This is a genomic window from Buttiauxella sp. WJP83 (assembly GCF_027594725.1).
In the GTDB taxonomy this organism is placed as follows: Bacteria; Pseudomonadota; Gammaproteobacteria; order Enterobacterales; family Enterobacteriaceae; genus Buttiauxella; species Buttiauxella selenatireducens.
The window spans coordinates 2,027,434-2,040,952 of the sequence record NZ_CP110080.1 but is presented as its reverse complement, the minus strand read 5'-3'; the positions used below and the strand labels follow the sequence as shown (position 1 = coordinate 2,040,952).

Sequence of the window (13,519 nt, the reverse complement as noted above, 5' to 3'; positions counted from 1 at the left end):
CGCTCATCCCATCGCTTTTAGTTCGTTGACCGCGCGCCACGCCTGGTCAATCGCAGTATGCGCGTAGGCATCCCAGTCTGAATCAGAGTTGGCTATCGCGATGCGTCCAATCGGCTGACGCGCCCGCTCGATTATCTTCGGCACCTCGTCCATATCATCGAACAGCGCACTGGCGTAATAGGCATAACCGTGCGCCCAGCGGTTAACGGTAATTGCCGTGATATCGCGCTCATGGTCAAAGCCGGTTTGACCGAGCATTTCCTGCAATTGCGAACGGATCATTTTTTCATGGGTATCGAACGGGGTACCCAACAAATATGCCCTTCCCTGGCGGAACTGTTCGCGTGCGCTCAGCTTGCTTCCAGGATAAGTCGGCACATAAACCATATGCAGACACATCGGTTCGTCGGCGTTCTGTGAATGATGATAACTCCCCATACTGACCGGATAATCCAGCTTCACGCGGCTATAAGGTGCAGCGGGAGAATAGAATTCGTGGATGCCTAGTTTCGTGAACGCCTGCCAGTTTTTGACCACCACATTGGTGTAAACCAACGGCGCTTTGACGTTCATCCGCAGGTCAGCTTTTTGCTGTTCCGGTGTCTCAGGCACCAGATACGGGATCATCATGTTGTATCCCGCCATGATGGCTTTGCGCCCTTTCACGCGATGCGCTTTGCCGTCATTAACATAGGTCACGACGACCCCGTCTTCAGTATTGGCCGCATGAATGACAATGCTGTTCAGGCGAAGGCGCGTGGTGTTTTCCGGGAGATCGAGCTTTTCATAGTTAAGCCTGGAGGTGATGGAGTCCTCCATGGTATTACCCGGCAAAGCGTCTGGGATCAGGTGCCGGACAATCAGGCGCGCAAGCCCGGCATTTCCATCAGGGAAGTGATAAACGTAAGGTTCATCAAGGTCAGCCTGCGCCTCTTCATCAAGCGGCGGTAATTCCATGGCATCCATGCCCGGAAGCGCACACGTTCGGGCATCGGTGCAACTGACACCTTCAATACCAATGGCAAAAAAGTCGTTAGTACGTTGCTGGAAATACATCACGGCCATTTTGCTCAGACCGACTTTTTCCACCAGGAAATCTCGATAACTGTGGGTATCCATCCACGCGGTTTTTTCTTCGACCGACATGCCTTTAAGGTAATCCACCGGATTCACATGCAAATCTAAAATCGCTTTACGGTCACTTTCGCTCAACGGGAAATCATTAATAAAGGCCTCAAGGCTGCGGCCATTAATTTTATCTCGGGGAATATCATCAGCCACGGCATGGCCCGGATCGCCACTCACAATTTTGGTTTCACCGAAGTTCTTTTTATCAAAGAAAACGCCACGGCTGAGTTTTAAATCAGGGTAGAAATTCACATCAAAACTCTGCTTCATTCTGACCACGCTGACGCCGACAGTAGACATCAGTCCATTCACCTCCGGGCTGAAATTCCGGCTCGGCGATTGAAATGCTTCACTGCCACCATAGCCGATTATCTTTTTACCGCCCGCGTTAAATTCATTTCGCTTCGCGTGACCACCAAAGTCATCGTGATTATCGAGTACCAGAACTTTGCTATTATTCCCCGCCAGGTCGTGCCAGAAGCTGGCGGCAGATAATCCACTTAGCCCACCACCGACAATCACCAGATCATATTCTTCTTCGATCGGCAGATGATCGGTACTGAATTTTTCATGGTCACGACCAATCGCGTGCGCCATTTCAAATGAACCGGGATGATTCCCACGCAGCCCTGTGAGCTGCGGTGGATAATAGTCCTCACCCATCATCGCACTGGCTTTACCGGCCGCTTTTGCAAGGTCTAATGGTGTCACCCCTGCGGCAATAGTAATGGCAACTCCGTTGAGAAAATCTCGTCTGGTAATCGACATAAAAGTCCTTATTTAGCCTGTGGTTTTAATTCTTCATCCAGTTTCTTAGAGTCATAATAATCACCCTGCCAGGTGATTTTCCCGTTATTGACGGTGATATAACTGACACCTTCAAATTTTATCTGGTTATTGGTAGCCGGGCTTCCCGCCCATTCGCCGCTATTTTTTCCGCTAAATTCCCAGCGAAATGCGATGGTGTCGTGGTCGTACACTGGCTTACTGGTCATTTTCCACGTCAAATCGGGTACGGCTTTAATAAACGCGCCAATTACTTCTTTCTCGGCATTGTTTTTCCCTTTAACAGGCGCACCACTGGCTGCGTCGTAATACACCACATCGTTAGCCAGGTATTGCGCAGCTTTCGCGGAATCATGCGCGTTCCACGCCGACATATAATCTTTGACGACCGTTAGCGGGGAAACCTCTGCCAATGCCAAATTTGAGAATAGCGCAAAGGATAAAACAGCGACTTTCATTGCTTTCATTTCATCACCTTAAAATATAATCAGAGAGGCGTTCATACCGATCTTACTATTCAGAGATGTCACACATAATGTGCTTCACTCGCGTATATTCATCCAGAGAATAGGATGACAAATCCTTACCGTAGCCCGACTTCTTGAAGCCACCGTGCGGCATCTCTGCACACAGCGGGATGTGGTTATTAATCCAGACGGTGCCGAAATCCAGGTGAATGCTCAAGCGCTGGGCGCGGCTATGGTTACTCGTCCAGATACTCGACGCCAGGCCGTATTCCACATCATTGGCCTTGTTCAGCGCCTCCTCCTCCGAGGAAAATGACTGTACGGTCATGACCGGGCCAAACACTTCGTGCTGGATTGCCTCGTCACGCTGTTCAAGCCCTGAGATTATTGTGGGTTCAAAATAGAAGCCTGGACCGTCTCCCGCTTTCCCGCCAGTTTCAATGACGGCATGTGACGGTAAACGACTGATAAAACCTTTAACTTGTTCAAGTTGATTACGGCTGTTTAACGCACCGTACAACGCGTTTTTATCTTCAGGGGCACCAAATTTGATTTGGCGGGTTTTGCTGACCAGTTTCTCGAGGAATGGCTCATAAATGGAGGCTTCAATCAAAATTCGTGTCGCCGAGGTGCAGTCTTGTCCGGCATTGAAGAAGCCCGCCGTGGTGATGACATCAACTGCTTTTTCAATGTCTGCATCGGCAAAAACGATAACCGGCGCTTTGCCACCCAGTTCGAGGTGTGCTTTGGTCAGGTTCGCCGCAGCAGATGCAGCAACTTGCAACCCTGCACGCACCGAACCGGTGATGGATACCAGCGAAGCTTCGGTGCTGGAAACCACCAGCGAGCCCGTTTCCGCTTTACCGAGCACCACATTAAAGGCTCCCTGTGGGAAAATCGGTGCCGCCAGTTCGGCCAAAATTAAGGTGCTGATAGGCGTGGTATCGCTGGGTTTTAACACCACCGTGTTCCCGGCAGCCAGCGCCGGGGCAATTTTCCACACGGCCATCATGAAAGGATAGTTCCAGGGGGTAACCTGGCCGACAATCCCTAACGGTTCGCGACGAATGGTAGAGGTTAATCCTTCAGCATATTCGTATGATGCTTTACCTTCCAGGCAACGCGCCGCACCGGCAAAAAATCGGAGAGCATCACAGGATGCCGCAATCTCTTCTTTTTCAATGAAATGCCGCAATTGACCCGTCTCTTCGCTTTGCGCTTGCGTCAGGCGCTCAACATTACGTTCAATTTCATCCGCCAGTTTTAACAGAGCACGCTGCCTTTGCGACGGCGTGGAGCGCTTCCACACGGTAAATGCGCTTTTCGCCGCGCTATAGGCCTGCTCGACCTCATCACGACCCGCACATGGCGACAGGGCGTAAGTTTCTCCATTCACAGGACTTATCAGCTCAAAGAGGTTCTCCTCCGAACCCGATACATATTGCCCATTAATAAAATGCTTAAGAATTTTCATCACGCTCTCCGATCGTTTAAACATATATTATATTATGTAATATGTTTATCGAAGGTTAAATTCAATAACATTATGCTAACAATATGATATGCATCCCATTTTGAAGTGAATTTTTACGCTGCAATTGGCTTGCGAGAATCACGCGTTGTGAACCGTCACAGGCAACTGAGAAACAAGGAAGCAAACGGGCCCGGATACGTTAGCCTTCCTTCATTAACAAAGGGTTGTATGCTATGTTCAGTGGCACATCTATACCCCGAATTATTCGAGTTGCGGGTATAAAGGATTTTCTTACCAGGGAATATTATGATTACGCATGCGGTGATATTCGCGCCAATCGGTCAGGCCAGCCGTTCCGATCAGATAGTTCAGCGACTTTCTAATGCCATTATTACCGGGCTGCTTGAGGCAAATGAGCAGTTACCTAACGAAGCCGACCTTGCAAAAATGATGGGTGTTTCGCACATCACGATTCGGGAAGCATTAAATACGCTGCGCGCCAATAATTTAATCCACACGGTACGTGGGCGTAATGGTGGGAGTTTTGTCTGCGAGCAAACCTGGGAATTCAGCAATATTCTTAATCCATTTAAGACGTTAAGTACTGATTATTTGTCTGATTTGGGTGAAATGCATTGTGCCATTATCAGCCACAGTGCAAGGCTTGCTTCCCGCCGAATGACGAACGCAGATATTACTCGCTTACGCGATTTTGTTGAGGTGCTTAGCGCTTCCACCACGCCTGAAGCACGCACTCAGGCGGACATGCGCTGTTTATTAGCCATTGCCGCGTGTTCCCAGTCAGCACGGTTGGCCAATCAGGAGCTGATTTTACAGTCTGAATGGTCGTCACTGGTGGCTATTCTGTTCCGTTCAGAAAATATACATCGTGAGATTGTTGATCTGTATACCTCGTTAATTGACGTGCTTGCATCACATAATGAAGTTGAGTCAGTTAACATTGCTAAAAATTTAATCGACACGTTTACTTTCTATCTGATAGAAAATAAATTAAAGCACAATGCAAACAGCACTCCGTAGAGATTAGGTGTGCATATAAATAAAAATAGGCATATATATGCTACAAACAACATCACTCCGTAACCTTAGCGATAAAATTGATAGCATCATTAACGCTACCATTACGTCAACCAGTTTACTTGCCAGTGAAATTGAAGCTGCCCTGGCTGAAATTAAAGACGTTAATCTGGCACATCTTCTTGAACCATCTGTGAGAAATACCATTCAGGATCTTATTAAAAAGACCCTGAGCAGCAATGTGTACTGCTCCGGTGCCGGTTTTGCCAGCCACATTGAAAGCAGCGAGAGTCATAAGGAGTTCTGGCTTCTGGAGTGGTGGTATAAGAAAGCTGATGGTGTAAAACAGGTCAATCTTGATTTAGACCAGGCCACCCAACAGCGTCTGGATTTCAGAACCTTTGAATGGTTTAAACAAGCTCCGTCGGTTGATAACGCTTTTTTACATGGCCCCTACGTCGACTATATTTGCAATACCTCATACACACTCACCGCTGCGGTGCCAGTGCATTTTCAGGATCGCTTTTTAGGGGTAGCAGCAATAGATTTATTGGTCAGTCGGGTTGAAGATGAATTATTACCCTACGCAGTGAATGACAAAGTTATTCTCACTAATAAAGATCGAAGAATTATTTTCTCTACCCATCCAAGATGTCGCGTCGGTGATTTACTTAATCCACAATTCTCCGCCGTTATCTACGAGAATGATTACTTTAATTTATATCAGTCTGAATAGTTTATTCTAAATCATCATAAAGGGTGGATAAGTGTTATCCACCCTTTAACGTCTTTACATTAGCTCTGCTCAACATTCAATTTGCGGGCATACTCAATCGCATCATTTTCTGGTGCATTCGAGCGGCCAAACGGTTTGCTGATCAGCATATAAATCAGCCCGGAGCCGATGACAATTGCCAGTCCTACCAGCACCGTCCAGCGATCCATAAAGTTCTCACTTTCAGCCGGTTGGGCCAATAACCAAATACCGCATAATCCGTAAGCCAACGCCAGAATATTGACGATAATCCCCCACGATCCCACCGTCCATTCGCCTGCCGGTTTCCACCCTTTTAAACGTTGGCGCAATGCTGCTAATACCACCATCTGGAAGGAAATATAGATACCGATGACCGCAAACGCTGTAATACGCGCCAGGCTATCAGGCTGGAAGTAGACCCACACGCAGATAATCACCGGTAACAAACAGCTCACCATCATGGCGTTATCCGGCACGCTGTGTCTGGAGATCTTCGACATCCATTGGCTGCCAGGCAGCATGTTATCGCGGGAGAAGGAGAATATCAGGCGGCTTAATGCAGCCTGCAGCGAAAGAATACAAGACAGCATCGCGATGACGGCGACAACGATAAACACGGTGGCACCGGTTGGCCCCAATGCTTCGTTAAGGATTGCAGGGATAGGGTCTGAAATTTTGCCGTTTACAATATTAATGAGATCTGGAGACGATAACAGATAGCCCATAATCGAAATAACGGCGGAGATGGCACCAAATACGATACTTAAAATCATCGCCACGGGAATTTTCTTACCAGGATTTTTTACTTCTTCAGCCACATTACCGCAGGCTTCAAAACCGAAGAACATAAACAGCCCCATGAGTGATGCGGATATAAATGCGGTGGTGTAATTACCGTCTTTTGCCAGCACACCCATCGAATCGAATACCACGGAGAAAGGTTGTGAGCGATGGAATATCAGCAGATAAATGCCCAGCGCAATGACGCTGATGATTTCACACCAGAAACCAATTCGCGCCACCCGTGCCAGGTTTTTGGTACCCGACATGTTCACCACCATCATAATCAGCAACAAGACAACCGATGTCACCATCATGTTGCCTGCACTGGTAGCGTAGTGGAATAAAGAGGCCACGAAAGTAGCGGTATATTCCGCAATTGACGTAATGGTCACCACTAACGCCCAAAGATAAATCCAGGCAGCAATCCACGCATATTTTTTACCCCACAACCTTCTCGCCCATGGATATAGGCCGCCGGTAATCGGATATTGCGAAGCCACCTCACCGAAAACTAACGCTACGAGTAATTGCCCACACGCCACAATCAGTATCCACCAAATAGCCGGGGGCCCGGCGAGAGTGATGGCCAGGGCAAACAGCGAGTAGACCGCTGTCAGGGGCGATAGATAGGTAAATCCCAATGCGAAGTTAGACATCAGCCCTATCGAGCGATTGAATTGCTCGCCTTCAACAGGCTGATGTTGATGACTTTTTTTGTCTGTCGTCTGTTCCATATCTTTTCTCTTTATGTGGCATAAGGGCAGGCAGTGTCCACATTTTATAAAACATAATATGTTATATGTATAGACTCAATGTCACATAATTGTTAAGAATAAGATCGCAATCGCAACATTTTGAAATTCACATCAGGCAGGCATTGGGGGAAGGAAAACCAAAAGGAAAATAGATGGCGCAGGCATAATGAGTGAGGGTAAAAAAACTAAGTAAATCGAGTTACAGGCTGGCAGCAAATGAGCCGAATACTGCCCCTGTAACTCGAAGTATGACGGGTTTATCAGAGCTTCACGCAGACGTACTTCATCTCCAGATACTCATCAATTCCAAAACGCGAACCTTCACGGCCAAGCCCTGATTGTTTGATTCCGCCAAATGGCGCAATTTCGTTGGAAATAAGTCCGGTATTCACCCCAACCATGCCATATTCCAGCGCTTCGGGGATTTGCCATTGGCGTTTCGCATCCTGGGTGAAAATATACGCGGCGAGACCAAACTCGGTATCGTTGGCGTAATTGACGACTTCTTCATCGGACTCAAATTTAAACAGCGCGGCCACTGGCCCAAAGGTTTCTTCTCGGGCAAAGCGCATTTCTTGCGTGACATTTGCCACTACAGTCGGTGCAAAGAAGTTCCCACCCAGCGTATGTTTGTGTCCGCCGGTTAACACCGCAGCCCCTTTTGAAAGCGCATCGTTAATGTGGAGTTCCACTTTCTCAATCGCTTTGGCATTAATCAACGGCCCCTGTGTGACTCCGTCATCCTGGCCATTACCGACTTTCAAGGTTTCGACCGCTTTCACCAGCTCATCGCACAGCTTTTGATAAATACCGCTCTGCACGTAGATGCGGTTCGCGCACACGCAGGTCTGCCCGCTATTGCGGAATTTCGACACCATAATCCCTTTTACCGCCTGCTCAAGATCGGCATCATCAAAGACGATCACCGGAGCATTGCCTCCCAATTCCAGTGACAGCTTTTTAATCGTCGGTGCACATTGAGCCATTAATAAACGCCCGACCTGGGTGGAACCGGTGAAGCTGAGTTTACGCACCGTGGCATTGCGACACAGCTCGTCGCCGATCTCTTTCGCATCCCCGGTAATCACCTGCAAAAGCGATTTTGGCAGGCCCGCCAGTTCTGCCAGTTTGGCTAACGCCAGTGCGGTTAATGGCGTTTGCTCCGCCGGTTTAACGATAATCGCGCAGCCTGCGGCCAACGCAGGTGCCACTTTGCGGGTGATCATGGCCGCCGGGAAATTCCACGGTGTGATAGCCGCGCAAACGCCAACCGGCTGCTTTGACACGATAAAGCGCTGGTCAGGGCTAGTCGGTTGCAACAACACGCCATCGACTCTTTTCGCTTCTTCAGCAAACCAGGTAATAAATGAGGCAGCATAATTCACTTCCCCACGCGCCTCAGCCAGCGGTTTCCCACCTTCGAGAGTAATCAGCCGCGCGAGGTCTTCGCTATTTTCATTGATAAGACTCACCCAGCTATGAAGGATTTTCGCCCTATAGGCTGCGGTTTGCGTCTTCCACTCTTTCTGCGCAATTTCAGCCGCAGCGATTGCCCGCTGCGTTTCGGCCTGCCCCATGAAAGGCACGTCAGAGATTTTCTGCCCCGTCGCGGCATTCACAACGGTCATTGTCTTACCCGACAGCGCGTGGCTCCATTCGCCATCAACCGGACAACTATCGAGCAGCAAGCCAGCATTGTGTAAATTGATCATCTCGAGTCTCACATTTGTGTTGCAGATTTAAGGATATCCAGGGCTTTGTCGAACTGCGCATCCGGAATGGTCAGCGGATAGAGGAAACGGATAACGTTACCGTTTTGACCACAGGTGAGCAGCAGCAAACCTTGCTCCAGGGCGCGCTTTTGAACCTGTTGGGCGATTGCCGCAGAAGGCTCACCCGTTGTGGTGTCGTAAAACTCAGCGGCGACCATCGAACCCAATCCACGTACTTCAGCTAATGCCGGACAATGTTGTTTAACATCGCGCAGTGCTGATCTCAATTTCTCACCTAACGCTTCGGCACGCTGGCACAGTTTTTCGTCTTCAATAATGTCCAGTACCGCAAGCGCTGCGGCGACAGAAAGCGGGTTACCGGCGTAAGTGCCGCCCAGGCCGCCCGGTGCTGGCGCATCCATAATATCAGCTTTACCCACCACGCCGGACAACGGCATCCCACCCGCCAGACTTTTTGCCATGGTCATCAAATCAGGTTGATGCGCGTAATGGTTCATGGCGAACATTTTGCCGGTACGCGCAAAACCACTTTGCACTTCGTCGGCAATCATCACGATGCCATGGGTATCACAAATCTGGCGAATCGCGGCGACAAACGCCGGAGGTGCGACATTAAAGCCGCCTTCGCCCTGCACAGGTTCGAAAATAATCGCCGCCACTTGGGTGGCTTCAATATCGGATTTAAACAGACGTTCAATGGATTTCACCGCGTCTTCGGTGGTAATGCCATTAAGCTCTGACGGATATGGCGCGTGGAACACGGACCCCGGGAATGGGCCAAATCCAATTTTGTAGGGCGTAACTTTGCCGGTTAACGCCATGGTCATATAGGTGCGGCCATGGAACCCACCGCTAAAGGCAATCACCCCTGGGCGGCCAGTATGAGCGCGGGCAATTTTCACCGCGTTTTCTACAGCTTCAGCGCCAGTCGTGAAGAATGAAGTTTTCTTCGGCCCAACAATAGGTGCGACGGCGTTAATTTTTTCCGCCAGCGTAACGTAGCTTTCGTAAGGGACAATCTGATAAGCAGTGTGAGTAAACGCATGAAGTTGCTGTTCTACCGCCTCGACCAGGCGAGGATGGCGATGGCCGGTATTCAGCACGGCAATCCCGGCGGCAAAATCAATATATTGCTTGCCTTCAACATCGGTGATGGTGCTGTTCTGCGCGGTTTGCACAAAGAAATTACACATCACACCTACACCACGTGGAGTAGCAGCCAGACGACGTTGATGGAGTTCGTTATTACTCATTTTTTTATCCCTCACACATTTATCAAATAGATAGGTTGTATTACCGTATTCATTTAGACAGAATCTGGTACCTTAATCGAGAGCCAAATCGTTTTAATAATAGGATCCAAATGCGTTCACTTGCCGTAGATGTGATCAAGCAAGCATTTAACCAGACACCGGGTGAGAAACTTCATAAGAAACTTTATCTCGCGGTTTGCAGCTGTATTCTTGAGGGAAGTTTACGGCCTGCAGCGCGCATGCCACCGACCCGGGATTTGGCAAATGAGCTGGCGGTATCACGCAATACTGTGCTGCGGGTGTATGAGCAATTGCAGGCAGAAGGCTATATTTCGACACGCACCAGCAGCGGGACGTTTGTCACCGAAAGTGTGCTGGATAATCTCAATACGCAGGTCCCCAGAACCGCACCAACCGCCCAGCCATTCCCGCCTGCAAGCCTGTCGAAGCGCTGCCTCGACTTGCTGGAAAATGCCAGTGCCAGCCCCGCGCAATGGGGTGACTTTATTCCGGGCGTGCCCGACGTCGACAGTTTTCCGCACCGTACTTTTAAGAAGATTTATGACCGAATTGCCAGGCGCCCTAACCCTGAGTTTTTGACCTATGACGCTGACGGTGGGCTCGAAATTTTGAAGTCTGCGCTGTCCGATTATTTGCGCACTGCGCGCGGGGTTAAGTGTTCGACCGACCAGATTTTAATCACCGAAGGGATTCATCAGGCGCTGGATTTAGTCACCCGCACCTTGTGCAATCCGGGGGACCACGCGTGGATTGAAGAACCCGGCTACTGGGGAATTAAGAATATTTTACGCATGAATGCGGTCAATATAACGGCGTGCGATGTTGACGATCAGGGCCTGGTTCCGCACACGTCGCCCACTGACAAACCCAAGCTGATTTTCGTCACCCCATCCCATCAATATCCCCTCGGTTCGGTCATGAGTCTTCCCCGTCGCCAGTTATTACTTTCGATGGCTCGGGAATATCAAAGCTGGATTGTCGAAGATGATTACGATAGCGAATTTCGTTTCTCCGGCCAGCCCATTCCTTCGTTGCAAGGACTGGAGGATGACAGCCCGGTGATTTACATCGGTACGTTTAGTAAAACGCTCTATCCCGCGCTCCGTCTGGGGTATGTCGTTTTACCCAAGCCGTTAGCCGCCCCGCTGAAAAAGGTGCATAACGAGCTTTATCGCAGCGGTCATCAGATTATTCAGGCCGCGTTGGCCGAATTTATCCGCGAAGGCTATTACGCCGCGCATATTCGTAAAATGCGCCAGTTGTATAACAAACGCCGTACTGTGCTGGTCGAATTAATTAAGCAGCATTTAGGCGAAGAATCTCTCGGTTATTTCAATAGCAACGCCGGTTTACATCTCATAATCCAACTTCCGGCTGATGCAAACGATATCGACATTTCTAAGCGTGCTAATGCTGAAGGTATTTTGGTCAGGCCGCTATCGCGTTATTACTTTAATAGCCAGAAATCAAAAGGATTGTTAGTCGGTTTCGCCAGTATCAAAGACTGCGATATGGAGCCTTCCTTTGAGCGGCTGGCGGGGATCATTAAGCAAAACCTGTAAACTCAAATCATTCACCCTGTGAATCATCGCTCTGAGCGTCGCTCATGACCTAATTAACACTTAATAATGTCAATCAGTTACATCCGCATTGAATTGTTAATCAAGCGATGTAAAATTAACGTTAATATGTATTGTTATTGTGAATCATTCTTCAGATTCCTGGACATCTTCTTCGCCACTTCACCCCCTTCTCGGCGACCAGGTTTGAATCATTTTTTCAGGGAACGTTACGATGAAATTGCGCAATCTGCTGATCCTTGCCGTTGTTGCCACTGTTGTAGGTTGTAAAGCACCACCGCCAAAAATGACGGACGATACTCTCGTGACCAGTGAGATCAACGGTGTCACGCTGACACACCGCTACGCGGTAGCCGCACCTCACGAGTTCACCCCTGTTAACGCCAGTTATCGGGCGCTGTACCCGGGGTCAATTATGACCAAACCGGACTTTGGCGGGAAAGTGGTCAGCACCCTTGAGAACGGGCAAAGTTATACCGTGTTGGGGCAAGTTGAGAATAATTGGCTCGCCATTGCGGAGCAGGATAAACAGGAAATGTTGGGTTATGTCCCGACACGCGCCCTGGTGAAAAGTGAACTGTATGCGCAGACGCTGAAAAAAGACCGTCCACGTCCACGCCCAGCGGCTAAAAAAACCACCTGTGTTGCAGTTGATGGCGGCAGCAAGGCCTGTCAGAACGCGAACAGTGGTACCTGGATAATCGATTAATTGTCGACGTTTACGTCACGCTTTTTTTGTTTAAGTTTGTTCTGCTAACAAGGATTTCTATGAAACTCTGGCTTTCGGGTCTGGCGCTACTGCTGGCATCGACCACGGCGTGGGCTGCTGGGAACTATCGTATCGTCCAGTCTCCTTCGCAAAAGCTGGATGTCTGGATTGACGATGTGCAAAACAACACGCCGCAAAGTTGGTGTGCGCCAGAACTTCCGCTGCGTATTGTCGCCAATGGCGATAAAAACCCGGCGTTGCTCAATGTATTTATGCCACGTCTTGGGTCGCTGCTGGAAAACCAATGTAGCACCGTGCAATTAGTCAGTTGGCGAATGGAAGATCCGCAAGGTCACACACTCGCTGTCGGTACTGCGAACAAAAGTAGTGACTGGGCGGTGATTATTGCGCCTGTGGTTTCCAGCGAACTCAATGCCCAACCTGCGCGCGAAGAAAACTCACCGTTAGCTGACCGCACGCCCTGGCAGGAATTTACGCTTCAGGACGGCTGCCATCTGCGTACCTTCTGGCAAGGTGATGCCAATGCAGCCGCCATGTTTATTCCCAACGGCAAATGTGAAAAAGGCGGCTGGTTAAACGGTCGCAGCGAAATCATTCAAAGTGGTGTTAGCGGTGAAACGCGCAATGTGATGACCTTTGTGCATGGTTTCCCGGTCAGCGGATTAAGCTCTGAGGCAAGCTCTGACAGCCTGCTGATTACCAGTCTCAACAACGAGCGAATGGTGGTCAGTAATGAACACGCCCCGCAGAGTTGGATGATTTTGCCCTATCACCCGGAGCTGAATGGCTGGCGAGCGACCGGGATTGTTGCCGTTGAAGTACCACGAGAAATGGCAGTGGATGAAGCCGCTATTCAGAAACGTTTAAACGTGGTGCGAAAAGTTTGGGCGGCGTGGCTTGCGCCAGAGACGCCTATCACGCTGTTGTTGATTGATTCCCTGCGTCCGCAATTGCGTGACCCTGCGGTTGGCGCATGGCGCGCACAGAAGTAACCTTTAAGTTTCGTCGAGCAGA

11 protein-coding genes are annotated in these 13,519 nt (G+C 49.4%); 5 read left to right on the top strand and 6 right to left on the bottom strand.

Annotated elements, in window-relative coordinates; translation table 11 throughout:
- Positions 1-3: 3 nt before the first annotated feature.
- Genes OH773_RS09435 through OH773_RS09425 form a run of 3 tightly spaced genes read right to left on the bottom strand, consistent with a single transcriptional unit; the run spans position 4 to position 3,855 of the window.
- Positions 4-1,896, bottom strand: coding sequence for an NAD(P)-binding protein (locus tag OH773_RS09435; RefSeq protein ID WP_270145116.1), 1,893 nt, complete (start codon positions 1,894-1,896; stop codon positions 4-6).
- An 8-nt stretch (positions 1,897-1,904) separates the two neighbouring features.
- Positions 1,905-2,381, bottom strand: coding sequence for an ester cyclase (locus OH773_RS09430; RefSeq protein ID WP_270145115.1), 477 nt, complete (start codon positions 2,379-2,381; stop codon positions 1,905-1,907).
- Positions 2,382-2,427: 46 nt separating this feature from the next.
- Positions 2,428-3,855, bottom strand: a complete 1,428-nt coding sequence (locus tag OH773_RS09425) for a gamma-aminobutyraldehyde dehydrogenase (protein WP_270145114.1) — start codon at positions 3,853-3,855, stop codon at positions 2,428-2,430.
- A gap of 306 nt (positions 3,856-4,161) precedes the next feature.
- Here OH773_RS09425 and OH773_RS09420 point away from each other — a divergent pair, with 306 nt between their 5' ends.
- Both OH773_RS09420 and OH773_RS09415 read left to right on the top strand, forming a co-directional pair.
- Positions 4,162-4,896, top strand: coding sequence for a FadR/GntR family transcriptional regulator (locus OH773_RS09420; protein ID WP_270145113.1), 735 nt, complete (start codon positions 4,162-4,164; stop codon positions 4,894-4,896).
- 37 nt (positions 4,897-4,933) lie between these two features.
- Positions 4,934-5,629 (top strand): cache domain-containing protein, encoded by a 696-nt coding sequence (locus tag OH773_RS09415; protein WP_270145112.1) that lies wholly within the window; start codon positions 4,934-4,936, stop codon positions 5,627-5,629.
- A 59-nt stretch (positions 5,630-5,688) separates the two neighbouring features.
- Here OH773_RS09415 and OH773_RS09410 read toward each other — a convergent pair whose 3' ends face one another.
- The 3 genes from OH773_RS09410 to puuE form a co-directional block, all read right to left on the bottom strand.
- Positions 5,689-7,167 carry an APC family permease gene (locus OH773_RS09410; RefSeq protein WP_270145111.1) on the bottom strand — a complete coding sequence of 493 codons (1,479 nt, stop codon included), beginning with the start codon at positions 7,165-7,167 and terminating at the stop codon, positions 5,689-5,691.
- Positions 7,168-7,448: 281 nt separating this feature from the next.
- A complete protein-coding gene (locus OH773_RS09405; protein ID WP_270145790.1) occupies positions 7,449-8,897 on the bottom strand; it encodes an NAD-dependent succinate-semialdehyde dehydrogenase in 1,449 nt (482 codons plus the stop codon).
- 11 nt (positions 8,898-8,908) lie between these two features.
- On the bottom strand, positions 8,909-10,174 hold the full coding sequence (gene puuE / locus OH773_RS09400; RefSeq protein WP_270145110.1) for a 4-aminobutyrate transaminase: 1,266 nt from the start codon (positions 10,172-10,174) through the stop codon (positions 8,909-8,911).
- A 110-nt stretch (positions 10,175-10,284) separates the two neighbouring features.
- Between puuE and pdxR the strand changes: the two genes are divergently transcribed.
- The 3 genes from pdxR to OH773_RS09385 all read left to right on the top strand — a co-directional run bounded on the left by pdxR (position 10,285) and on the right by OH773_RS09385 (position 13,497).
- The gene (gene pdxR, locus OH773_RS09395) at positions 10,285-11,757 is read left to right on the top strand and encodes a MocR-like pyridoxine biosynthesis transcription factor PdxR (protein ID WP_270145109.1); all 1,473 of its coding nucleotides are present in this window, start codon (positions 10,285-10,287) and stop codon (positions 11,755-11,757) included.
- 232 nt (positions 11,758-11,989) lie between these two features.
- Positions 11,990-12,484, top strand: a complete 495-nt coding sequence (locus OH773_RS09390; protein WP_270145108.1) for an SH3 domain-containing protein — start codon at positions 11,990-11,992, stop codon at positions 12,482-12,484.
- Between the two features lie 59 nt (positions 12,485-12,543).
- Entirely contained in the window at positions 12,544-13,497 is a 954-nt protein-coding gene (locus OH773_RS09385) for a hypothetical protein (RefSeq protein WP_270145107.1), read from the top strand.
- Positions 13,498-13,519: the final 22 nt, after the last annotated feature.

Coding starts and splice junctions, on each gene's coding strand:
- OH773_RS09425 (WP_270145114.1), bottom strand. CDS start 3,855: ATGAAAATTCTTAAGCATTTTATTAATGGGCAATATGTATCGGGTTCG.
- OH773_RS09390 (WP_270145108.1), top strand. CDS start 11,990: ATGAAATTGCGCAATCTGCTGATCCTTGCCGTTGTTGCCACTGTTGTA.
- pdxR (WP_270145109.1), top strand. CDS start 10,285: ATGCGTTCACTTGCCGTAGATGTGATCAAGCAAGCATTTAACCAGACA.
- OH773_RS09410 (WP_270145111.1), bottom strand. CDS start 7,167: ATGGAACAGACGACAGACAAAAAAAGTCATCAACATCAGCCTGTTGAA.
- OH773_RS09385 (WP_270145107.1), top strand. CDS start 12,544: ATGAAACTCTGGCTTTCGGGTCTGGCGCTACTGCTGGCATCGACCACG.
- OH773_RS09430 (WP_270145115.1), bottom strand. CDS start 2,381: ATGAAAGCAATGAAAGTCGCTGTTTTATCCTTTGCGCTATTCTCAAAT.
- OH773_RS09415 (WP_270145112.1), top strand. CDS start 4,934: ATGCTACAAACAACATCACTCCGTAACCTTAGCGATAAAATTGATAGC.
- OH773_RS09435 (WP_270145116.1), bottom strand. CDS start 1,896: ATGTCGATTACCAGACGAGATTTTCTCAACGGAGTTGCCATTACTATT.
- OH773_RS09420 (WP_270145113.1), top strand. CDS start 4,162: ATGATTACGCATGCGGTGATATTCGCGCCAATCGGTCAGGCCAGCCGT.
- puuE (WP_270145110.1), bottom strand. CDS start 10,174: ATGAGTAATAACGAACTCCATCAACGTCGTCTGGCTGCTACTCCACGT.